This window comes from Tessaracoccus luoxuelianae, assembly GCF_055326245.1.
Genome location: NZ_JBUZNO010000007.1, coordinates 165,214 through 187,613 on the forward strand (window position 1 = coordinate 165,214; position 22,400 = coordinate 187,613).

At 69.4% G+C, this 22,400-nt stretch carries 20 protein-coding genes, 1 pseudogene and 1 riboswitch; of the genes and pseudogenes, 14 read left to right on the top strand and 7 right to left on the bottom strand.

Going from position 1 to position 22,400, the window contains the following annotated elements:
• Window positions 1-121: 121 nt before the first annotated feature.
• The 11 genes from dnaK (at window position 122) to ACZK39_RS12075 (ending at window position 10,870) form a co-directional block, all read left to right on the top strand.
• A complete protein-coding gene (dnaK, locus tag ACZK39_RS12025) occupies window positions 122-1,972 on the top strand; it encodes a molecular chaperone DnaK (protein ID WP_182798789.1) in 1,851 nt (616 codons plus the stop codon).
• Entirely contained in the window at window positions 1,969-2,514 is a 546-nt protein-coding gene (locus ACZK39_RS12030) for a nucleotide exchange factor GrpE (RefSeq protein ID WP_182781525.1), read from the top strand. Before dnaK ends, ACZK39_RS12030 begins: the two co-directional genes overlap by 4 nt.
• A 33-nt stretch (window positions 2,515-2,547) precedes the next feature.
• Window positions 2,548-3,702: a molecular chaperone DnaJ gene (gene dnaJ / locus ACZK39_RS12035; protein WP_463613431.1), complete on the top strand. Its 1,155-nt coding sequence runs from the start codon at window positions 2,548-2,550 to the stop codon at window positions 3,700-3,702.
• A 5-nt stretch (window positions 3,703-3,707) separates the two neighbouring features.
• Complete coding sequence (locus ACZK39_RS12040) at window positions 3,708-4,133, top strand: heat shock protein transcriptional repressor HspR (protein ID WP_182781527.1); 426 nt, start codon at window positions 3,708-3,710, stop codon at window positions 4,131-4,133.
• A 126-nt stretch (window positions 4,134-4,259) separates the two neighbouring features.
• Window positions 4,260-4,712 (top strand): hypothetical protein, encoded by a 453-nt coding sequence (locus ACZK39_RS12045; RefSeq protein ID WP_459055234.1) that lies wholly within the window; start codon window positions 4,260-4,262, stop codon window positions 4,710-4,712.
• A gap of 9 nt (window positions 4,713-4,721) precedes the next feature.
• Window positions 4,722-5,321, top strand: a complete 600-nt coding sequence (locus tag ACZK39_RS12050; RefSeq protein ID WP_459055233.1) for a DUF1707 SHOCT-like domain-containing protein — start codon at window positions 4,722-4,724, stop codon at window positions 5,319-5,321.
• A gap of 843 nt (window positions 5,322-6,164) precedes the next feature.
• Entirely contained in the window at window positions 6,165-7,007 is an 843-nt protein-coding gene (locus ACZK39_RS12055; RefSeq protein WP_463613432.1) for a siderophore-interacting protein, read from the top strand.
• A 27-nt stretch (window positions 7,008-7,034) separates the two neighbouring features.
• The gene (locus ACZK39_RS12060) at window positions 7,035-8,084 is read left to right on the top strand and encodes an iron-siderophore ABC transporter substrate-binding protein (RefSeq protein WP_182781531.1); all 1,050 of its coding nucleotides are present in this window, start codon (window positions 7,035-7,037) and stop codon (window positions 8,082-8,084) included.
• On the top strand, window positions 8,081-9,055 hold the full coding sequence (locus ACZK39_RS12065) for a FecCD family ABC transporter permease (protein ID WP_463613433.1): 975 nt from the start codon (window positions 8,081-8,083) through the stop codon (window positions 9,053-9,055). Before ACZK39_RS12060 ends, ACZK39_RS12065 begins: the two co-directional genes overlap by 4 nt.
• Entirely contained in the window at window positions 9,052-10,071 is a 1,020-nt protein-coding gene (locus ACZK39_RS12070) for a FecCD family ABC transporter permease (protein WP_463613434.1), read from the top strand. The genes ACZK39_RS12065 and ACZK39_RS12070 overlap by 4 nt, the downstream gene beginning before the upstream one ends.
• Window positions 10,064-10,870, top strand: a complete 807-nt coding sequence (locus ACZK39_RS12075) for an ABC transporter ATP-binding protein (RefSeq protein WP_463613435.1) — start codon at window positions 10,064-10,066, stop codon at window positions 10,868-10,870. Before ACZK39_RS12070 ends, ACZK39_RS12075 begins: the two co-directional genes overlap by 8 nt.
• A gap of 278 nt (window positions 10,871-11,148) precedes the next feature.
• Here the strand turns inward: ACZK39_RS12075 and ACZK39_RS12080 are convergent, their stop codons facing one another.
• Window positions 11,149-13,707 carry a glycogen/starch/alpha-glucan phosphorylase gene (locus tag ACZK39_RS12080; RefSeq protein ID WP_182781534.1) on the bottom strand — a complete coding sequence of 853 codons (2,559 nt, stop codon included), beginning with the start codon at window positions 13,705-13,707 and terminating at the stop codon, window positions 11,149-11,151.
• Between the two features lie 170 nt (window positions 13,708-13,877).
• Between ACZK39_RS12080 and ACZK39_RS12085 the strand changes: the two genes are divergently transcribed.
• The gene (locus ACZK39_RS12085; RefSeq protein ID WP_463613436.1) at window positions 13,878-15,362 is read left to right on the top strand and encodes a hypothetical protein; all 1,485 of its coding nucleotides are present in this window, start codon (window positions 13,878-13,880) and stop codon (window positions 15,360-15,362) included.
• A gap of 3 nt (window positions 15,363-15,365) precedes the next feature.
• Here ACZK39_RS12085 and ACZK39_RS12090 read toward each other — a convergent pair whose 3' ends face one another.
• From ACZK39_RS12090 to thiM, 4 genes are all read right to left on the bottom strand, one after another.
• Complete coding sequence (locus ACZK39_RS12090) at window positions 15,366-16,052, bottom strand: TenA family protein (protein WP_459055226.1); 687 nt, start codon at window positions 16,050-16,052, stop codon at window positions 15,366-15,368.
• Complete coding sequence (gene thiD / locus ACZK39_RS12095; protein ID WP_463613437.1) at window positions 16,049-16,909, bottom strand: bifunctional hydroxymethylpyrimidine kinase/phosphomethylpyrimidine kinase; 861 nt, start codon at window positions 16,907-16,909, stop codon at window positions 16,049-16,051. The genes ACZK39_RS12090 and thiD overlap by 4 nt, the downstream gene beginning before the upstream one ends.
• Window positions 16,906-17,586 (bottom strand): thiamine phosphate synthase, encoded by a 681-nt coding sequence (locus ACZK39_RS12100; protein ID WP_463613438.1) that lies wholly within the window; start codon window positions 17,584-17,586, stop codon window positions 16,906-16,908. Before ACZK39_RS12100 ends, thiD begins: the two co-directional genes overlap by 4 nt.
• Complete coding sequence (gene thiM, locus ACZK39_RS12105) at window positions 17,583-18,458, bottom strand: hydroxyethylthiazole kinase (RefSeq protein WP_463613439.1); 876 nt, start codon at window positions 18,456-18,458, stop codon at window positions 17,583-17,585. The genes ACZK39_RS12100 and thiM overlap by 4 nt, the downstream gene beginning before the upstream one ends.
• Window positions 18,452-18,547: riboswitch (TPP riboswitch) on the bottom strand. Its footprint overlaps the gene before it by 7 nt.
• A gap of 484 nt (window positions 18,548-19,031) precedes the next feature.
• Between thiM and ACZK39_RS12110 the strand changes: the two are divergent.
• Together ACZK39_RS12110 and ACZK39_RS12115 are read left to right on the top strand one after the other, a co-directional pair.
• Window positions 19,032-19,133 (top strand): annotated as a pseudogene (locus ACZK39_RS12110) (type IV toxin-antitoxin system AbiEi family antitoxin domain-containing protein); the annotation flags it as partial.
• Window positions 19,134-19,208: 75 nt separating this feature from the next.
• The gene (locus ACZK39_RS12115; protein WP_463613476.1) at window positions 19,209-19,943 is read left to right on the top strand and encodes a hypothetical protein; all 735 of its coding nucleotides are present in this window, start codon (window positions 19,209-19,211) and stop codon (window positions 19,941-19,943) included.
• Window positions 19,944-20,140: 197 nt separating this feature from the next.
• On the opposite strand, the gene kbl is transcribed toward ACZK39_RS12115, so the two are convergent.
• Both kbl and tdh read right to left on the bottom strand, forming a co-directional pair.
• Window positions 20,141-21,337, bottom strand: coding sequence for a glycine C-acetyltransferase (gene kbl / locus ACZK39_RS12120; RefSeq protein WP_463613440.1), 1,197 nt, complete (start codon window positions 21,335-21,337; stop codon window positions 20,141-20,143).
• An 8-nt stretch (window positions 21,338-21,345) separates the two neighbouring features.
• Window positions 21,346-22,374 carry an L-threonine 3-dehydrogenase, zinc-binding type gene (tdh, locus tag ACZK39_RS12125; RefSeq protein WP_459055216.1) on the bottom strand — a complete coding sequence of 343 codons (1,029 nt, stop codon included), beginning with the start codon at window positions 22,372-22,374 and terminating at the stop codon, window positions 21,346-21,348.
• Between the last annotated feature and the right edge of the window lie 26 nt (window positions 22,375-22,400).

Consider the following 22,400-nt stretch of genomic DNA (forward strand, 5'->3'; position numbering starts at 1 on the left):
GAAAGCAGGTTGAGCGCAGGGGGCTCAACCCGAACTTGATCGTTGCGGGGTCCTGTGTCAGACTTGAGTGAACTCGGCTCAAGGTCGAAGAATCAGACTTGTCTCCACAGGAGGAACTCCCATGGCTCGTGCAGTAGGCATCGACCTCGGCACCACCAACTCTGTCGTCGCCGTCCTGGAGGGCGGCGAGCCCACCGTCATCCCCAACGCGGAGGGCGCCCGCACCACCCCGTCCGTGGTGGCCTTCTCGACCTCCGGCGAGGTCCTCGTCGGTGAGGTCGCCAAGCGTCAGGCGGTCACCAACGTGGACCGCACCATCCGCTCCGTCAAGCGCCATATGGGCACCGACTGGAAGAAGACCCTCGACGGCAAGGACTACCGTCCCCAGCAGATCAGCGCCTTCGTGCTGCAGAAGCTGAAGCGCGACGCCGAGGCCTACCTCGGTGAGTCCGTCACCAACGCCGTCATCACCGTCCCCGCGTACTTCGGCGACGCCGAGCGCCAGGCCACCAAGGAGGCCGGCGAGATCGCGGGCCTCGTGGTGGACCGCATCATCAACGAGCCCACCGCCGCGGCCCTGGCCTACGGTCTGGACAAGGGTGACACGGAGCAGGCTGTCCTGGTCTTCGACCTCGGCGGCGGCACCTTCGACGTCTCCCTGCTGGAGATCGAGGGCGGCGTGTTCGAGGTGAAGGCCACCAAGGGTGATCCCCGCCTCGGTGGCGACGACTGGGACGCCGTCGTGATGGACTGGCTGGCGACGCAGTTCAAGAACAAGCACGGCGTGGACCTGTCCAAGGACAAGATGGCCCGCCAGCGCCTGCAGGAGGCCGCCGAGCGCGCGAAGATCGAGCTGAGCTCGGCGTCTGAGACCTCCATCAATCTGCCCTACATCACGGCCTCCGCCGAGGGACCGCTCCACCTGGACGAGAAGCTCACCCGCTCCGAGTTCCAGCGCATGACCCAGCATCTCCTGGACCGCTGCCGCGCCCCGTTCAACGCGGTGATCTCGGACGCCAAGACCTCCGTGGACAAGATCGACACCGTCCTGCTGGTCGGCGGCTCCACCCGTATGCCCGCCGTCGTGGACATGGTCAAGGAACTCACCGGCGGCAAGGAGCCCAACAAGGGCGTCAACCCCGACGAGGTCGTCGCGCTCGGCGCGTCGCTCCAGGCCGGCGTGCTCAAGGGCGAGGTCAAGGACGTGCTGCTCCTCGACGTCACCCCGCTGAGCCTCGGCATCGAGACCAAGGGCGGCGTGATGACCAAGATCATCGAGCGCAACACCACGATCCCGATCAAGCGCTCCGAGGTGTTCACCACCGCCGAGGACAACCAGCCCGCCGTGATGATCCAGGTGTACCAGGGTGAGCGCGAGTTCGCCCGCGACAACAAGAGCCTCGGCAACTTCGAGCTCACCGGCCTGCTCCCGGCTCCCCGCTCGGTCCCGCAGATCGAGGTGACCTTCGACATCGACGCCAACGGCATCGTGCACGTGGGCGCCAAGGACCTGGCCACCGGCAAGGAGCAGTCGATGACGGTCACCGGCGGCTCCGCGCTCGCCAAGGACGACATCGACCGCATGGTGCGAGACGCCGAGTCCCACGCCGAGGAGGATCGCAAGCGCCGCGAGGCCGTCGATATGCGCAACGAGGGCGACGCCCTGGTGTTCCGCACGGAGAAGCTTTTGGCCGAGCACGCCGATACCATCGGTGAAGACGTCAAGGCTCCGGTTGTGGAGGCCACCGAGGCGCTCAAGGAGGCCCTGAAGGGTGAGGACAACGATGTGGTGAAGGCCGCGATCGATGATCTCAACACGAAGGCCGCCTCGATGGGCCAGGCCATCTACTCCGCTGCCCAGGCGAAGCAGGCTCAGGAGTCGGCCGCGGCCGATGACTCCTCCGAGTCCGCTCAGGGTGACGACGACGTGGTGGATGCCGAGATCGTCGATGAGGAGAAGGACAACAAGTGACCGATTCGCAGTTCGTTCCGGACGGCGAGGCTGTGGGTGAGGGCGTCGAGGAGACGCCCTCACCCGAGGCCGTTGAGCCGGCGGAGGGCCTGGAGCTCCTGGAGGCCGTAGACAAGGTGGCCGAGCTCGAGGCGCTCGTCGCCGAGCGGACCCTGGATCTTCAGCGGGTCGCCGCAGAGTACGTCAACTACAAGAAGCGGGTGGACCGTGACCGCGACCTGGCCCGCCAGGCGGGCATCGAGGCCGTGGTCAACGACCTGATGCCGGTCCTGGACCACATCGAATTGGCCAGGCAACATGAGAACCTCGAGGGCGGCTTCAAGATGATCGCCGACGAGTTGGCGAAGGTGGCCGCGAAGCACGGGCTCACCGTCTTCGGCGCGGTCGGTGAGGCCTTCGACCCGAACCTCCACGAGGCGCTGATGGCGGTCCCCATGGAGGAACCGGTCGAGGTGGTCACCATCTCGCAGGTCATGCAGCAGGGCTACCTGCTGGGCAGCCGGGTTGTCCGGCCCGCGCGCGTCGCGGTCGCCAACCCCTGATCCACGCACGAGCGGAAAGGAGATGAACGACTAATGAGCACGAAGGACTGGCTCGAAAAGGACTACTACAAGGTCCTCGGCGTCTCCAAGAGCGCGAGTGCCGATGAGATCAAGAAGGCGTTCCGTCAGATCGCCAAGGACAACCACCCGGATCAGAACCCGGACAACCACGCCGCACTGGCGCGCTTCAAGGAGGCGTCGGAGGCAAACGCCATCCTGAGCGACACCGAGAAGCGCAAGGAGTACGACGAGGCCCGCAGCCTCTTCGGGGGCGGGTTCAAGTTCACCCGCCCCGGCCCGGGCGGCTCGCCGGGGTTCGAGGACCTGATCCGCAACGCCCAGGCCGGAGGCCAGGGAAACGCGGGCCTGGGCGACATCTTCGGTGGCCTGTTCGGGCAGACGGGTGCCACCCGTCGCGCCACCCAGCGGGGTCCGCGCCGCGGTGCGGACATCGAGGGGGACGTGACCATCACGTTCGAGCAGGCCGTCGAGGGCGCGACGGTGACCATGCGCACCATCTCGGACCAGCCGTGCCCGTCGTGCCGGGGGACCGGGGCGAAGGCCGGCTCGCTGCCGCGGGTCTGCCCGCGGTGCGAGGGGTCCGGGATGCAGTCCTCCCAGGCGGGCGGCGTGTTCCACATGAGCGAGCCCTGCACCGAGTGCCTCGGCCGCGGCCTGATCGTCGAGGACCCGTGCCCGGACTGCGAGGGCTCCGGCCGCGGACGGTCAGCCAAGACCATGCAGGTGCGGATCCCCGCGGGCGTGGCAGATGGGCAGCGGATCAGGCTCAAGGGTAAGGGCGCGGCCGGCGAGAACGGCGGCGCCTCCGGCGACCTCTACGTCTCAGTGAAGGTCACCCCACATCGGCTGTTCGGCCGGAGCGGCAACAACCTCACCCTCGAAGTCCCCGTCACGTTCACCGAGGCCTCCCTCGGCGCGGAGATCACCATCCCCACGCTGAGCGGGCCCAACGTGAAGCTGCGGGTCCCGCCGTCGACCCCCAACGGGCGCACCATGCGGGTACGCGGCAAGGGGGCCCGGAAGTCGGACGGCGCCATGGGTGACCTGCTGGTGACGCTCAACGTGCAGGTCCCCGAAGGCCTGACCGAGGAGGCCAAGCGGGCGCTGCTCGAGTACGCCGAGAAGGCCCACGAGTCCAACCCGCGGGCCTCCCTGTTCGGCGGGTGAGTGGGATGACGAGCCTGCCCCAACTCTTCGACGTGGACGCGGCCGTCTTCCCGGTGTCCGTGGCGGCGTCGCTGGCGGACATGCACGCCCAGACGCTTCGCGGCTACGACCGGCTGGGCCTGGTCGTGCCTCAGCGCGCCCGGGGCCGCGGCCGCCGCTACTCTCTCCGCGACGTGGCCAAGCTGCGTCACGTGCAGCAGCTCAGCCAGGTGGAGGGGATCAACCTCGAGGGCATCCGCCGCATCCTGGCGCTGGAGGCCGAGGTGGAAGGTCTGCGGGATCAAGTGGACCGCCTGAGCGACACGATCCGCCGCCTCCAGTCCCACGAGGCGGCGATGCGCGTGTTCACGGCGGAATCCTCCGGCGCGGTCCACGCGGGACGGTTCCGCCCTGTCCGGCGGCTCGCGCTGCCGGCCTCCGAGAACGAATAGGCCCAGGCCGGACCAGGGTCGGCTCCGGGCACAATTCAGGGCCTTCACCCCTGTGGCGACGGCGCCACTGGGGGCACACTGGAAGACGACGCCGGGCGATGCGCCCGGAGAGAAGGAAGAACCATCATGACTGAGCACGAGCACGACGCCACCCCCACGGCCAACTTCGTGGACGCCGAGGACGCGAAGGATTTCGAGGCCGAGCACGAGCAGGTGGTCGAGTCTGAGCAGCCTGAGAAGGTCTCCCCCGAGAACCTGGGAGACAACCTCGTCAAGGTGGCCACCGAGGCCGCGTACGCCGCCGTCGGTTTCGCCGGTTTCGTGGGCGACAGGGCCAAGACGTTCTACGAGGAGCAGCAGCGCCAGTACGTGGCCTCGCACCCCGACACGGACAGCAGCGAGGGCGCCAAGGCGTTCCTGGCGCAGATGCGCGAGCAGGTCAACAAGTTCGTCGATGAGCTCACCAAGGGGTACCGCGACATGGCTGAGCGCGGCCGCGGGGAGGCCCGCCACGCCGACGCTGAGAAGCCCGGCGAGCCCGAGGTGCCCGTCGAGCAGCCTGGACCACCCGCCTCCTAGACTGCTGGCATGTCCGACGAGCTGCTTCCCCACAGGCGCCTCAGGGCCGGTGACGCGGACCGCGACGCGGTGCTCAATGTCCTTCAACGAGCGCACGCCGCCGGTCGGCTCACCGTCGAGGAGCTGGGGGAGCGGCAGGACGCCGCCCTCCTGGCACGGTTCACCGACGAGTTCCCCCAGCTCGTCGCGGACCTGCCGGAGGGCGGCGAGCTCGCCGTCGGCCAGACGACGCTGTCGCCGCGGCCCCACCCCTTGCCAGCTGCTGTCGAGGGGGCGCATCCTTCCCTCACCATCCTGACGGGCAGAGAGGTCGACGTCGCGCCCGGCACCACCCTGTACCGCAACTTCGCGTGGTGGGGCGGCGACACCATCCACCTGGACGACGTGATGGGGCCGGGTGTGGTGCTCACGATGGAGCTGTCTGCGGTGATGGCCGGCCACGACATCTTCGTGCCGGCCGGCGTCCGGGTGATCGACGAGTCCATCGCCATCATGGCCGGCAACGACGTCGAGTCCGGGGCGAGGGGCGACGGATCCAACGGCACGCTCATCCTCAAGGGGTTCCTGTTCTGGGCGGGCAACGACGTGAAGCTGTCGTCCGGCCGCTAGCGATCCTCGTCCCCGTTGTTCACAGTGACCGTTGAGATTGCCTGTCAGCTCCAGTGACGACCCTTCGAGACGGGGCCACGCCGCTTCGCGGGCGGCCCTCCTCAGGGATCGGAAGCAAAGCGGTCGCGCCGCTTCGCGAGGCGACCGTGGAAGTCTCGAAGGGTTGAAAACCCGCGGCGAGACACAGGGGTGGGGGACGGCGGGGCGGCTAAGTTCGGTCCCTGAGGGTCCCGCGTCGCGAAGCGACCGCAGGACGTCTCGAAGGGTCGAGACCCGCGGCCAGACGCCAGGGTGGGGGACGGCAGGGCGGCTAAGTTCGGTCCCTGAGGGTCCCGCGTCGCGAAGCGACCGCAGGACGTCTCGAAGGGTCGAGAACCCGCGGCCAGACACAGGGGTGGGGGACGGCAGGGCGGCACTGCGCAGCGGTGCCCAACCCGACGATCACCCCACCGGCATCCCGCTCAAGCAGACCCGACCCCAGCGCCGCCCTTCCGGCCCGCACCCGGGACGAGACCACGCCACAGGGAGGACGAGTGCGGGGAGACGCGAGGCTATGCCCGGGCGGCCTTCACAATCCGACCACCGACCCGGCTGACCGGCACATCGAGACCCTGGGCAACGGCCGCCCGGGCATCGACTCACGGTTCACCGCGCCTGACCACAAGATCGGCGTGAAGGTGGTAGTCACGACCCTTCGAGACGGCACCCGCGCCTTCGGCGGCGCGCCTCCTCAGGGAGCGAGTGAGGGCGGCCCCCTCAGGGAGCGAAGGGGGCCGGCCTTCCTGATGCTCATTAAGCAAGACGCCCTTTGCGTAATGCTCAGGTTAGGTTACCCTTACTCGCGTGAGCATCTCGACCCTGCTGGAGAAGGCACAATCCCGGATCGCCAAGGCGACCAACCGGGGCGCTATGGCCCCCATGCCGGAATCGGCCGGGCATCGGCTGATCGAGGCCGAAGTGGTGGCCGTCGGATCGCCAGCCGCCTCCGTCCGGCGCATCACCCTCCATGCGGAGGGCTTCGTCGGGCTGGGTTTCGCGGGCGCCGACGAGTACTTCGGGCTCCTGATGCCCGGCCCCTCGGGCCGCCTGGTGCTGCCGGACCCTGACCGCCTCAACATCCGCGCCGCCGTCGCCGAGATCCCGCAGGAGGATCGGCCTGTTTTGCGCTGGTACACCGTGCGCCGCCACGATCCTGTGACGGGCACCGTGGATGTGGACATCGTCACGCACGGCACTGCGGGGCCTGGCTCGGCGTGGGCCTTGTCCGCAGCGGCGGGGGACCGCGTCGGCTTCCGCCAGTGCGGCGCGCTGTTCCTCCCTGGCGACGCCTCGCGCCTGTGCTTCGTCGTCGACGAGACGGCCGCGCCTGGCCTGTGCGCCATCCTGGAGTCACGCGACCTGGACCCGGACTGCCGCCTCATCGTCGAGGCCTCAGACCCGGCCCACCTGACCCCGCTGCCGTGGCACCCCGGTCTGACCGTGGTGAGCCGTGAGGGCGCGGCCCCGGGCGAGCGCGCCCTCGCGCTGCTGCGCGAGCTCGACGCGGAAGCGTTCGACTACTTCTATCTGTGCGGGGAGAGCGACCTTGCCTCCTCGTGCCGCCGCTACCTCGTCTCTGAGCGCGGCGTCGACAGGCACACCGTCCTGTTCTCCGGCTACTGGAAGCTCGGCCAGGCACGCGTCTGACCGGCCCTACCCTCAAGGAAACCCGATATGCCCCTCCTGTCCCGCGTAGCGGGCGCGGTTGCCGCCGTGCTCGCGCTCAGCGCCTGCTCCACCGGCCCCTCCGCCACGACCGACGGCGCCACCTCGTCGGCCACCGGCTCAGACTCAGCCTCGACGGCGAGCGACGCCTTCCCCGTCACCGTCACCCACGCCCTGGGGGAGACGGTCATCGAGGCCGAGCCCACCCGCGTCGCCACCATCGGCTGGACGGATCACGAGACGCTGGTCTCGCTGGGTGTCGTCCCCGTGGGTGCGGTGGAGATCACCTGGGGCGGCAACGCCGACGGCTCCACGGACTGGTTCGATGCGGCCGTGGCCGAGCTCGGCGGCGAGCAGCCCACCCGCTACGACGACTCGGCCGGCGCCCCGATCGAGGAGATCGTCGCGCTTGAGCCGGACCTGATCCTGGCCACGAACTCCGGTCTCACGCAGGAGGAGTACGACACTCTGAGCAAGGTGGCGCCCGTGGTCGCCTACCCCGAGGCACCCTGGTCCACCTCGTGGCAGGACTCGTTGGAGCTCGTCGGCGAGGCGGTGGGCCGCAGCGACAGGGCCGCCGAGGTTGAGGCCGAGACCAGCGCTCTGCTCGAGGACGCCGGGGCGGAGTACCCGGAGATCGCCGGGACGAGCGCGGCGTGGCTGTGGTTCGCGGCCGCCGACTACTCCAAGTTCGGCGTCTACACCGCCACCGACGCCCGCCCGCGGTTCCTCGACGCTGTCGGCTTCGACACCCCCGCCGTCGTCACCGAGCTCAGCGACGACGCCCCCGGCCAATTCTCGGTCGACGTCTCGGCGGAGCGCGCCTCGGAGTTCGACGCGGACGTGATCGTGTTCTACGTCGACGATTCGGTCAAGCTGGAGGACCTGCAGGCCGCCCCCCTGATCCAGGACCTGCCGGCGCTGAAGAGTGGGGCCTACGTGGCCTCGGGCGATCCGCAGCTGGCGCTGCCGCTGTCCAGCCCCACCCCGCTGAGCATCCCCGTCGCGGTGGAGAAGTTCCTGCCGCTGCTGGCGGAGGCCGCCGCCAAGGTCCAGTGACGCTGACCCGGGCGGCCGGCGGCCTCATCGCCGTCGGTTGCCTGGCGGTGGGTGTGATGGCCTCCTTCGCGCTCGGCTCGGTGCGCGTGCCGGTGGGCGACGTCGTGGCGTTCCTCACCGGCGGCGACCCGGCGACCGCCACGATCCTCGCCGCCCGCGTGGACCGCACCCTCGTCGGTGTGGTCTGCGGGGCGGCTCTCGCGTTGTCCGGGGCCATCCTCCAGGGGGTGACCCGCAACCCGCTGGCGGATCCTGGACTGCTCGGGATCAACGCGGGTGCGGCGCTGGCGGTGACGCTCGGCGTCGTGACGGGAGTGGGCGCCTCCCAGGGAACCGTCGTGGGGCTGAGCCTCCTGGGGGCGGGCGCGGCCGCCGTCTTCGTCGCGCTGCTCAGCCGCGGCCGCAACGACCCGGTCCTGCTCGTCCTCCTCGGCGCGGCCGTCACCGCCGCGTGCCTCAGCGCCGTGTCCGCCGTCACCATCCGCAACCAGGCGGCGCTGGAGGTGATGCGGTTCTGGCAGGTGGGCTCCATCGGGGGTCGCGGCCTGCCGCTGCTGCTGCCATCCCTGCCCGTTCTCCTCGCCGGTGCCGGGTTGACGGTGTGGGCCGGTAGCACGCTCAACACACTCGCAGTGGGCGATGACCTGGCCACCGCTCTAGGCACCCGCCTCGGTCGCACCAGGGCCGTACTCACCACCGGCGCGGTGCTGCTCGCGGCCGGTTCGGTGGCGGTCGTCGGCCCCATCGGGTTCGTGGGGCTCGTGGTGCCGCACGTCGTCCGGCTGCTGTTGGGGCCCGACTACCGCGTCGTGATCGCCGGCTCCCTGTTGCTCGGCCCGGTGCTGATGCTCGCCGCAGACATCATCGGCCGCGTGGTGATGCCCCCCGCGGAGATCTCCGCGGGCCTGGCGGTGCTCCTGCTGGGGGCCCCGGTGCTGGTGGCGTTGGTGCGCAGGTCGGTGCACGCATGAGCGCCGCCTCACTCCTCGCCGCGACGGTGCGCCGCCGTCGGCTCGTCCTGGCCGGTGCCGTCGTGGTGGTGGTCGGGCTGTTCCTCGCCCGGGCGCTGCTGGGTGACTACCAGATCGCCGCCGTCGACGCGGTGCGGATCCTGCTGGGCGCCGACCTGGGCCCGGCGAGCTTCATCTTCCTGGAGACCAAGCTGCCCATCGCGCTCGTCGCGCTCGCTTCGGGGATGGCGCTGGGCGGCTCCGGCGCGGCGTTCCAGTCCATGCTGCGCAACCCCCTGGCGAGCCCCGACGTGATGGGCGTGACGCTCGGCGCCAGCGCCGCCGCCATCACCGGTCTGGTCGTGTTCGGACTCAGCGGCGCCCAGGTCACCGCCGCGGCCTTCGCCGGCGGGCTCACGGTGGCGGTGGGGATCTTCGCGCTCTCCGGCGGCGCCCATTCGGCGTCGAACCGGATCATCCTCATCGGCCTCGGGCTGGCGTTCGCGCTGCAGGCGGTCATCCACTGGGTGCTCATCCGCGGCAGCGTCTACCAGGCCCGCGACGCGATGAGGTGGCTCGGCGGCAGCCTGAGCGGGGTGAACTGGGACGGCGTTGGCCGGATCTGGGTGGCTGTTGCGGTGGGGCTGCCGCTGCTGCTGATGCTGGGCCGTCCGCTGCGGCTGATCGAGGTGGGTGACGACCTGGCCGGTGGTCTGGGTGTGCGGGTGTCGCGGGTGCGGCTCGCGGTGCTGCTGGTTGTGGTGCTACTCACGGCGGCCGCGACGTCGGCGGCGGGGCCGATCGCCTTTGTCGGCCTCCTCGCCGGGCCCATCGCGCGCCGGCTCAACGCGGGGCGCTCGTCGTTGCCGCTGGCGGCGCTCGTCGGGGCGGTGGTCGTCCTCGGGGCGGACCTGCTGGGCGATGCGCGATGGCCGTGGGGCCCCCTGCCGGTGGGGATCATCACCGGGCTTCTCGGCGCGCCCATGCTGGTCGCGCTGCTGCTGCGTTCAACCTCGGAGGAGGAGATCCATGGGTGAGCTGATCGCACGCTCGGTCACGCTGGGCTACGGCGAGCGCGTCGTCGCACGGGACCTGGACGTGGAGGTGCCGGCCGGGCGGATCACGAGCATCGTCGGCCCCAACGGCTGCGGGAAGTCCACGCTGCTACGCGGGTTCAGCCGGCTGCTGGCGCCGTCGTCGGGGCAGATCCTCCTCGACGGCGACGACGTGGCCACGCTGCCGGCCCGGGAGCTGGCGCGCCGGCTGGGGTTGCTGCCGCAGTCGCCGATCACGCCGGAGGCGATGACGGTCGCGGAACTGGTGGGTCTGGGGCGTCACCCGCACCGGGGGATGCTGGGTGGATGGTCGCGGGCGGATCAGGAGGCCGTCGACGAGGCCCTGGAGATGACCCGGACGGCGGAGCTGGCGGGGCGACGCGTGGATCAGCTGTCGGGCGGGCAGCGGCAGCGGGTCTGGATCGCCACAGTCCTGGCGCAGCGCACCGCGACCCTGCTGCTCGACGAGCCCATCTCGTTCCTCGACATCGCGCGGGCGGTCGAGGTACTGGACCTCGTCGTCGACCTCAACCGGCAACGCGGGACGACGGTGGTGATGGTGCTGCACGACCTCAACCTGGCGGCGCGCTACAGCGACCGGTTGATCGCGATGCGCGAGGGCGCCGTTGTTGCGGCGGGTGCGCCGTCGGAGGTCGTCACGGAGGAGATGGTGAGCGACGTCTTCGGCGTGCCCAGCCGCGTGATCCCGGACCCCGTCTCGGGCACCCCGCTGGTGGTCCCGGTCGGCCGCCACCACGTCAGCCCTCCACCTCCTGGGTGAGGGGCGACGAGCATAGCGACGACCCCTTCCGTTGGCTGAGGAGCGAGGAGCGTAGCGACGAGCCTCGAAGCCTGCGAAACGTGAGCTGACAAGGTCACGTTCTTTAGGCTTCGAGGCCGCTTCGCGGCACCTCAGCCAGCGGTGGGGAGCGGTGGGGGACGGGATCGCGGCTCCTCAGCCAGCGGTGGGACGGCGGTTTTGCGGCGGCTGAGTCGGCGGCTGGGAGCGTTGAGGGCCCCTGCCGGTCAGCAGGGGCCCTCAGCGTCGGTGAACCGGGGTCAGATCATCGGGGTGGTGTGCCAGATGCGCTGCAGGTAGTCGCGCATCGAGCGGTCCGAGCTGAAGTAGCCGCTGCGCGCCACGTTGAGGATGGCCGAACGCGTCCACGCCTTCTGGTCGGCGTACTTCGCCTCCACCCTCGCCTGCGCCTCGATGTAGGGCTGGAAGTCCGCCAGCGCCATGAACCGGTCGTGGTGCAGCAGGTTGAACACCACCGAGTCGAACATGTGGGTGTCGCCGTAGCTGAACTCGCCCGAGAGGATGAGATCCAGCGCCGCCTTCAACTGCGGGTTGGACTCGTAGTACGAGCCAGGGTTGTAGCCCTTCGCGCCCAGCTCCGCGACCTCCGGCTCAACCATGCCGAACAGGAAGAAGTGCTTGTCGCCCACCAGGCGCCGGATCTCGACGTTCGCGCCGTCGTCCGTGCCGATGGTCAGTGCGCCGTTGAGCGCGAACTTCATGTTGCCCGTGCCCGACGCCTCCATGCCGGCCAGCGAGATCTGCTCCGAGAGGTCCGAGGCCGGGATCAGCTTCTCAGCCAGGGTCACGTTGTAGTTGGCCGGGAACGCCACCTTGAGACGACCCTCGAGCCGCTCGTCGGAGTTGACCTTCCTGGCCACGGAGTTGATCAGGTGGATCGTGTCCTTGGCCATCCGGTAACCGGGGGCCGCCTTCGCGCCGAACACGACGGTGCGCGGCGTGACCTCGGAAGCCTCGATCTTGCCGCTGATCACCTGCTCGTACAGCGAGACGATGTGGAGCAGCTTGAGGGACTGGCGCTTGTACTCGTGCAAGCGCTTGACCATCACGTCGAGCATGTGGCCGGCGGGGAGTTCGATACCGTCGCGCTTGAGCAGCAGATCGGTCAGGCGCTTCTTGTTCCACGCCTTGACTTCGCGGAACCTCTCCTGGAACTCGGGGTCGTCGGCGTAGGGCTCGAGCTCCTTGAGCCGCTCAAGATCCGTGACCCAGCCGGGGCCGATGTGGTCCGTGATGAGTTCGGCGAGCTTGAAGTTGGCCATCCGCACGAAGCGACGCGGGGTGACGCCGTTGGTGACGTTGGTGAACTTGTCCGGCCACAACTGGGAGAAGTCCGGCAGGACCTTGTCGCGGAGGAGCTGCGAGTGCAGCTCGGCGACGCCGTTGACCTTCGTGCCCGCGACGGTGGCGAGGTAGGCCATGCGCACCCCGCGCTCCGGGTATTCGGTGATCATCGACATTCTGCGGGCGCGCATCTCGTCGCCCGGGAACGCCTCTCGGACTTCGGCGAGGAACTCCTCGTTGATCCGGAAGATGATCTCCAGGTGGCGCGGCAACAGGCGGCCGAGCAGCTCGGTGGACCAGACCTCGAGGGCCTCGGGCAACAGCGTGTGGCAGGTGTAGGCGAAGCAGGACCTGGTGACCTCCCATGCCTCGTCCCACTCGAAGCCCTTGTCGTCGATGAGGACGCGCATGAGCTCGGGCACGGCGATGACGGGGTGGGTGTCGTTGAGCTGGAAGATGATCCGCTCCGACAGGTTGTGCAGGTCGAAGCCTTCCTCCAGTTCGTTGGTAAGGAAGTCGTGCAGCGACGCCGCCACGAAGAAGTACTGCTGCTGCAGGCGCAGCTCCTTGCCCTGCGGCGTCGAGTCCTCGGGATAGAGCACCTTGGAGATGTTCTCCGCGAAGGTCTGGGCGCGCACCGCCTGGGCGTAGTCACCTGCGTTGAAGATCTGAAGGTCGAACGCCTTGGTGGCCGATGCGCTCCACAGCCGCAGCGTATTGACGCGACCGTTCAGGTACCCCGGCACCATGTAGTTGTAGGGGACGGCCAGGACGTTCCAGGCGGGAACCCAGCGGGTGTGCTCGCGGCCGTCTTCGTCCAGGGAGGTCTCGGTGTGACCGCCGAAATTGACCTGGACGCTGGCCTCGGGGTGCGGGAATTCCCACGGCGAGCCGAGGGCCAGCCACGTGTCGGGCTGCTCGACCTGTCGCCCGTCGACGAAGGTCTGGCGGAAGATGCCGTACTCGTAGCGGATTCCGTAGCCGATGCTGGGGACGTCCATGGTGGCCATGGAGTCGATGAAGCAGGCGGCGAGGCGGCCGAGGCCGCCGTTGCCGAGGCCTGGCTCCACCTCCTGGGCGCGGAGCGTGGGGAGATCGATCCCGCACAGCTCCAGACCCTGCTTGGCGATGTCGCTCAGGTCCGTGGCGAGCAGCGCGTTGCCCAGCTGCCGTCCGAGGAGATATTCGGCGGACAGGTAGCCGATGGTCTTGACCTTCGCCTCGCGCGTGGTGCGCTTGGTCTCGAGCCAGCGGGCCATCAGGTAGTTCTTGACGGTGCTGGCGAGGGCGAGGTACTGGTCGTTGACGCTCGAGCCCGAGAGGGTCACACCCTGGTTGGTGTTGAGCTCGTGCAGGAACTCTCGCACGAAGCCGTCGACCGAGAACGGTGGGGCGCCGACGGGTGCCGTGGCGAGGGGGTGCGTCGGGGTGGAGGCGGGTCCGTATGTGCGGGTATCAGTGTTGGGCGTCTCGTCTGCGGGGAACGGCCGTCCAGGCTGCGCGATATCTGGCATGGCGCAAACATTAGTTGAGCGGCGGTAGAAACTCGCAACCCTCCGGGGTGCGGACGCCTCGTCGACGGCTGGTGGGGTGGATCCGCGCCGCGCCACAGTGTGGCACCCGACGACGACGTGCGGCTCCGGCGACCACCCCAGCCCCCCACTCGGATCCCTAGGATGGGGCCATGGTGATGCTCTACGTCCTTCTCGGGGCGATGAGCGTCGGGTCGCTGATGGCCATGATGACTGATCCCTTCAGCAGGTTGTCGATCGTTCGCCGTCCATATGTGGCGGAGATGAAGCTCAACGCCATCGAGGCGATCGACTCAAACGCCAGGCTGAGGGTGCGCACAGGCCTCCGCTACAGGGTGTTCGGGATGGCAAAGAACGCCTTTCACATCCTCGCCAGCCGGTACTCGTTGCGTCCCCGGACGGGAAGGGGCGCGTCAGTGGATCGGATCATCGAGGAGATCTACCGGCTCCGCTTCGATCCGTCCAAACTGTTGCTGATCTCGGGAGACCACTTCTCTTCGCTGTTCGTCCGCAATCTCGGCGTGTTCTACTACCCCACGCTGGACACCCAGCTGCCTGCCACCGACGATCAGTGGCGTGACCGGCAACTTGTCTATCTGCAGACGCTGGCCTACGCGCTCGGTGTTTTCGACAAGACCGATGACCTCGCCACCACCATCGTCCCGATTGGGCCGTGGGAGGCGACCTGCGTCAACTTCCATTCCTACCCGTCGGACACCCTCTACGGCATGCTGTACGCGCTCGGCGCGCTGCTCGGCAGAGAACCGGCTCGGGCGGCGAGCTACGGCGAGGAGCAGGCGGCACTCGGCACCCGGGAGGCTGCCGCACTGCTGCTTGACACCTACCGGGGCGCGTTGATCCGCCACTACCTGGGCTACCGTCGCCGCGTGTTCGACGAGGACCTCGGCCTGATCGACCCGTCGGTGACCATGTCCGGCGCCAAGGACATCGTGAAGCGTGAATCGTCCTTCTACGACAACGTGGTCTTCTGGAAGACCACCCACCTCGCCATGGATCTGGGCCTCATCCCCACGGACCTCAATTTCCTGGCCCGGCTGAAGTCGCGCATCCTCAACACGTTCTGGCTCGACGATGACGGACATTTCCTGGAGGACCTTTCCGCTGAGGGAACGTCTCGACGGCTCTACTCCTCGGATTGGCTCATCGTCCTGGCCACCCGCTTCCTGGATCCCGAGTCGCCTGATGAGCGGCACTATTTCGAGAGGTCCGTGGATTACATTCGCGCCGAGGGGATTGCGCACCCCTTCGCCATCAAATATCAACAGGAGCGGCGGTCGCATCGCCAATTCGCCGTGGTCCGCTTCGCGGTGCCGAACTACGGTGGCGACTCGATCTGGAGCTTCTGGGGCATGGAGTACATCAAGACACTCCTGCTGCTCTTTCGGTCCACCCGGTTGGAGGGGTATCTGGAGGAGGCGGATCGCCACATCGGGCATTTCGAGGCCGCCATGCGCCGCGATCGCGGCTTTCCCGAGGTGTACGACGCGCAGGGCGATCTGCTCCAGACGCCGCTCTACCGCAGCGTCCGGATGACGGGGTGGGTGATCGGATTCGATCAGGTGCGGGCCATGCGCAGGGCCTTGGCCGGAGGCTCGGCACAGCGCACGGCCGCCTGATTCTCAGGCTTCCCAGACCTCCAGCGCGTAGGCCCGTGCCCAGAACTGTTCCTCGTACCAGGTTGCGTCGACGAAGGCGGTGAGCATCCGCTCGCGGGTCGCGCCGTCGCTTGAGGCAGCCGTCTCATCGAGGAGTGTGATGGCCTCGCGCGTCACCAGTTGGAAGGCCGCGTCTGCGTAGGCGGCCACCCAGCCGGCGTAGGGGTGGCCGTCGAGGTGGGCGGCCCTGTCGGCGAGCGTGGCGCCGACGTCCGCGTAGACCCAGTAGCAGGGCAGCACCGCCGCCACCCCTACCGCGTACGGCTCGAAGGCGGTGGCCGCCAGCAGGGAGTTGACGTAGGCGCGGGTGGTGGGGGATGCGACGGCGGGGCGCGGAAGGTCGCGGAGGCGGTCGTCGGCCAAGAGAGCGTCGTGCATGAGGACCTCCGCCTCCACGGCCTCGCCGGCGCTCCGGGCCCAGAAGGCCGCCTCGCGGGAGGTGGGAGCGCGGGAGGCGAGCGTGGCCAGCGCACGGGTGTAGCCGCGGAGATAGAAGTCGTCCTGGCCGAGGTACTCGACGAAGCGACGAGGCTCCAGGGTGCCGTCGGCGAGCTCGGTGAGGAGTGGGAGACGGTCGATGCGCGCCCGGATGGCTGAGGTGGCCTCCCACGCCTGGGTGCTGAACGGGCCGGGGGTCCAGTCGATGCTCACAACCCCACCTCGGCGCGCCCCACGAGGTGGTCGACGGGGCCGTGACCCGAGTCGGGGGTGCGGCTGAGGGTCCACCGCGAGCCAGAGTCCAGGGCGCGCATCAGGTAGTCCCGGGCCTCCTCCACCGACTCCAGCCGCACGCCAGTGGCGCGAGTGTCGCCGCGGCGGGCGGCGACGGCGGCGATGGCGGAGCTGAGCGTGCAGCCGGTGCCGTGAGTATGGCGGGTGTTGAAGCGCGGGCCGGTCAGCAGCGCCAACTCTGTGCCGTGGGCGAAGACGTCGGTGAGCTCCGGGTCGGTGAGGTGCCCGCCCTTGGCCAGGACGGCGCGCACTCCTGCCGCCACCAGTTGCCGGGCCTGGCGGATGAGGCCGTTGGTGTCGGTCACGGGCGGTTGGTCCAGGAGGACGGCCGCCTCGGGGACGTTCGGAGTCACCAGGTCCGCGAGGGGGAGCAGGCGGGTGCGCACCACGTCGATGGCGTCGTCGGTGAGCAGCGCGTCGCCAGAGGTTGCGATCATGACGGGGTCCAGGATGATGAGGCCCGCGTCGTCGCGGCGTTCCTCCAGGACGTCTGCGACGACATTCGCGACGGCTGCGTTGGAGAGCATGCCCAGCTTCGTGGCGGCGACGGGGAGGTCGTCGAAGACGGCGAGGATCTGGTCGCGGACGAAGGCCGGGTCCACGGGGCGGGCCTGGCGGACGCCCTGCGTGTTCTGGACCGTGAGTCCGGCCAGCGCCGCCGCGCCATAGACGCCGAGCGCGGTGAAGGTCTTGAGGTCGGCCTGGATGCCGGCGCCGCCGCTGGGGTCTGAGCCGGCGATGCTGAGGGCGATCTTCGGGGTGGACGTGCGTGTCATCGGGTTCTCCAGAGTGCGAGCAGTTCGTCGGCGGCCGCTCGGGGATCGGGTGCGGTGGTGAGGGCTGAAACCACACAGATGCCGTCGACCCCGGTGGCGATCGCCACGGCGGCGTTGGTGGCGTTGATGCCGCCGATGGCGACAGTCTTGGCCCGTCCCGCGGTGCGCAGGACCAGGCGGGCGGCGCCGTCGAGGCCCAGGGCGGGGGCGGCGTCGGTCTTGGTGGGGGTGGCCCAGAGCGGCGAGAGGCCGAGGACGTCCGCGGTGAGGTCGCTCAGCTCCGCGTCCAGCTCGGCCTCGGTCGAGATGCTGAGACCGATGAGAAGGTCGCGGCCGAGGCGGGCGCGGGCCTGGCTGATGTCGCCGTCGTCCTGGCCCTGGTGGAAGTGGAGGCCGAGTTCCTCGGCGACGTGGAGGCGGTCGTTGACGACGAGCGCCGTGGTGCGTCCGGTGGCGTCGAATGCCCTGTCACGGGCGTCGACGCAGGCGCGGGCCAGGGCGAGGAACTCGGTGCCGTGGAGCTCCTTGTCGCGGATCTGCACCACGCCGGCGCCGCCGAGGATGGCCTGCTCGACGATCCCCGGCACGTGGGCTGGGCCACCCGACATCGCGGTGTCCGTGACGTAGTAGACGCGCCAGTCCACACCGTCGGCGAGGCCTGGCGTGGCCTGCGTCATGGCTGCTCCTCGACGGTGACGAGTGCGGCGACCTCGTCGGGGGTGAGCGCGTGAAGGGCGTCGAGCCAGGCGGTGCGGAAGCTGCCCGGGTGGCGGGCCTCGCGTGCTGCGGCCAGGCCCGCGGCGCCGAAGAGGGCGTGGGCGGCGACGACCGCGTCGTGGGAGGCGTGCGGGGCAGGGCCGTCGGCCCGGGTGGCGCCAAGGGTCGCCGCGACAGTCGCGCCCAGCGCGCACCCGGTGCCGATGACCAGCGGCATGAGCGGGTCACCGCCGGTGACGCGCGTGGTGCGGGTGGGGCTGACGATGACGTCGACGGGGCCGGAGATGGCCACGACGGCGCCGGTGCGTGCGGCGAGGCCTCGGGCGGTTTCGACGGCGGCCTCCACCTCGTCGGTGGCGTCCACTCCGCGCCCCCCGTCGCTGGCCCCGGCGAGGCCGAGGATCTCGGAGGCGTTGCCGCGGATGGCGGTGGGGCGGTGGGCGAGAAGGTCGCGGGCGAGCTGGGTGCGCACGGGGAGGGCGCCGACCGCGACCGGGTCCAGGACCCAGGGGGTGCCGGCGCCGTCGGCGGCCGCCGCCGCGCGCCGCATGCCCTCGTGCTGCTCGGAGAGCCCGTTGCCGACGTTGATGAGTAGGGCTGAGGCCACCGTCGCGAAGATGGCGGCCTCCTCGGGGAGGTCGATCATGGCGGGGGCGGCGCCGGCGGCGAGAAGCACGTTGGCGGTGATCTCGGGCACCACGGTGTTGGTCATGCAGTGCACCAGCGGGGTGGCGGCGCGGACGGCGGCGAGGATGGCGCTCGTCGGGTCGAGGGTGGAGGCGGCGCTGGCTTTGGTGGCGTCGTCGGGTGTGGAGGGTGTGGGGTTGGTCATGAGTGGTGGCTCCCTTCGCTAGCACGACCTAGATCAGGTGTTGCGGGTGTGTTCTCAGCCCCGACTTCGGGGCACCCCGGCGTCGGCGAGCCTACCAGCGCCCCGTCGGTCTCGCTCCGACGCCCGCCGCCGCGTTCGGCGCCTGCGTTCCGTCGCGGCGCCGCAGTCGGCCCCGTTCCCGAGCCCGCCGCCGCCTGCGTTCCGTCTCAGCGCCTGCATTCCATCCCTGCGCCTGCGTTCCGTCTCAGCGCCTGCGGTGCTATTCGACGCCTGCGCAATATCGCTGGCGTCCAGGAGCCGCCTGCGTTGCGTACAGGAGCCCGCGCTGTAGCTCTGGCGGCTCGAGTTTACGCAGGCGGCCCGGCGGCCGAGCACGTGCTCATCGGCTCGCGCCGCCAGCCAGGCAGGCTGACCTGGTCGTCGAGTTGAGCTGAGGACTTCGCAGCATGACCGGCCGACGCTCGCCCCCCTCACGTGTGGACAAGCCTGGTAGATCGCAGAAATTGGTTCCACTTATCCACAACTGACCAATTCACCCTGCCAACGAGGTGCCCACCGTCGTCAAATAGCTGGGTGAACGAACACTGGACGGCGCGACAGCTTCTTGACCTCGGCATCACCCCGAGCGACCTGAGATCCCGCGTGAAGAGCGGGGCCTTGCTGCGACTTCGACGGGGGCACTACGCAGCGACTTCTGAAGAGAGCCCGGAGGCCGAGCACCTGCGTCTGATCCGGGCGACAGTGCCCGAGGTGGCTTCTTCGAGCGTATTCAGCCACACTTCCGCGGCTGTGCTCCATGGGCTGCCCGTTCCGGCTGACGTGTTGGACGTGGTCACGATGATCCGGACAACTCCCGGGCACGGCGACGGCACAACCCACCTCCGAGTTCGCAACACGGCGTTGCTGCGCGAGCACATCACGGAGTTGGAGGGCTTGCCAGTGACCACACTGGAGCGAACGATCTGTGACGTTGCGCGGCTGTCCCCCTTCGAGTGGGGGGTGGCCGCGGCAGATGCCGGGTTGCGAGCATCTGCCGACGTGGCAGAGCTGCACCGCATTCTGCGGCTGCATCCACGGCTGCAGAGGGTATCCGTCGCCAAACGCGCGATCGCCGTCGCGGACGGTCGCGCTGAGTCCCCGGCAGAGTCGCTGAGCCGAGTTCAGATGATGCGCTGGAACGTCCCCGCGCCCGTGCTGCAGTACGAGGTCATCGACGAAAACGGTGTCCTCGTAGCTCGGACTGATTTCGGTTGGCCAGAGCTGGGGCTGGTCGGTGAGGTCGACGGCAAGGCCAAGTACGGTCGCCTCCTGAAGCCAGGGGAGAAGGCTGAGGACGCGGTGATGCGGGAGAAGCGCCGCGAGCAGGAGATCCGTCGTCAAGGACTCTGGCCCATTCGGTGGGGGTGGAAGGAAATCCACGACGGGCGACAGTTGGCGGCGCTCATCCGCGATGGGATCAAGAACGCCCTGCCCCGGGCCTCCTGATGCGCCTGCGCTGAGTTTCCCGGCCGGCGCTATAGCGCAGGCCGGGGTACGGAACACAGGCGCAAAGTGACCCAAGGCAGGCGTCGGGACTTAGGGCAGGCGCCGGGAGTCAACGCAGGCGCCGGGAGTCAACGCAGGCGTCGGGACCCAAGGCAGGCGTCGGGACTTAGGGCAGGCGCCGCGAGCGAACGCAGGCGTCAGCCGCCGACGGCGGCGCGGGCCGCCACGAACGCCTCCACCGCGACATCCAGGTCCGCCCGCGACAGTCCCGCAGACATCTGGGTCCGGATCCTGGCAGCCCCCCTCGGCACCACGGGGAACGAGAACGCCCGCACGTAGACGCCCCGGGCGAGCACCTCGTCGGCCATCCTCGCCGCCAGCACGGCGTCGCCGAGCATCACCGGCACGATCGCGTGGTCCGACTCCGGGATCTCGAAGCCCTCCTCCACCATCCGCCGCCTGAAGTACGCCGTGTTCTCGGCCAGCTGTTCCAGCAGCGACGACGACGACTCCAGCAGCTCCAGGCACGCGATTGTCGCCGCGACGATCGACGGCGCCAGCGAGTTGCTGAACAGGTACGGCCGCGACCGTTGACGCAGCAGCTCCACCACCTCACGCCTCGCGGACGTGTAACCGCCCGACGCGCCGCCGAGCGCCTTGCCGAGGGTGCCGGTGAGGATGTCCACGCGGTCGATGACCCCGAACCGCTCCGGCGTCCCGGCCCCCGTCTCGCCGACGAAGCCCACCGCGTGCGAGTCGTCGACCATCACCAGCGCGTCGTACTCGTCGGCCAGGGCGCAGATCTCGTCCAGCGGGGCGACGAAACCGTCCATCGAGAACACCCCGTCGGTGGCGATGACGCGGTGCCGTGCCCCCCGCGACGCCTCCAGCTGGGCGCGCAGATCGGCCATGTCGCGGTTGCGGTAGCGGTAACGGGCGGCCTTGCTCAGCCGCACCCCGTCGATGATGGAGGCGTGGTTGAGCTCGTCGGAGATGATGGCGTCCTCCGCACCGAAGAGGGTCTCAAACAGGCCGCCGTTGGCGTCGAAGCACGACGAGTACAGGATGGTGTCCCAGCCGTCGTGACCGTCGGGCCCGCTGCGCAGGAACGCCGTCAGGCGCACCTCGAGCTCCTGATGCAGCGTCTGGGTTCCACAGATGAACCTGACCGACGCCATGCCGAAGCCCCACCTGTCGTAGGCGCGCTTGGCGGCGGCGATCAGCACCGGCGAGTTCGCCAGCCCCAGGTAGTTGTTGGCGCAGAGGTTGATCACCTCGCCCGACGGCGTCCCGACGTGCGCTCCCTGCGCTGTCGTCAGCGGCGCCTCCGACTTGTACAACCCGTCGGCGCGCAGCTGCTCAAGCTCGCCGTGGATGTGGTCCAGGAATGCCATGGTGCTCCTCACTCGTCCCAGGTCAGGATGACTTTGCCGGCGTGCCCCGCCGCCGCGACATCGAACGCCTCGCGGAACCCTGTTGCGGGGAAGCGGTGCGTGATGACCCCCGAGATGTCCAGCCCGGAGCGCAGCAGGGCGCTCATGGCGTACCAGGTCTCGAAGATCTGCCGGCCGGTGACCCCCTGGATGGTCAGCATGTTGAAGATGATGGTGGTGAAGTCCACCTCGAGCGGCTTCGACGGCGTCCCGAGCAGCGCGATCCGGCCGCCGTGGGTCATGTGCGCGATCATCGACGACAGCGCCGCCCCAGATCCGGACATCTCCAGCCCGATGTCGAATCCCTCCCGCATGTCGAAGCGTTCGTAGACATCCGCCAGGTCTTCACGGGCGACGTTGACGGTGCTGCTCAGCCCCACGCGTCGAGCCAGTGCGAGCCGCTCGTCGCCGAGGTCCGTGATGACCACGTTGCGCGCCCCCTGGAACTTCGCGACGAGCGCCGCCATGATCCCGATCGGTCCGGCCCCACTGACCAGCACGTCCTCGGCGAGCGCCGGGAACTGCAGGGCGGCGTGGACGGCGTTGCCGAACGGGTCGAAGATCGCCGCGACATCCGGCTCCACCGGCGTGTGGTGCACCCACACATTCGACGACGGCATGGCGAAGTACTCGCAGAAGGCGCCGTCGACGCGGTACCCGATGCCCCGGGTGTTGCGGCACAGGTGCCGCTTCCCCGCGAGGCAGGCCCGGCAGCGCCCGCACACGTAGTGCCCCTCGCCGGAGATGAACTGTCCCACCTCGAGGCCTGTCACCGACGAGCCCAACTCCACGATCTCGCCGCAGAACTCATGCCCCAGGATGAGCGGGGTGGTCACCACCTGCGACGCCCAGCCGTCCCAGCCGTCGATGTGAAGGTCGGTGCCGCAGATCCCGGTGCGCATAACCCGGATGAGCACCTCGTTCGGGCTCGGGGTGGGACGCGGCAGCTCGATCAGCTCCAGCCCGGGGCCCGGCCGCGTCTTCGCTAGCGCCAACATGGACTCATCGTGGCAGATGACTCCCG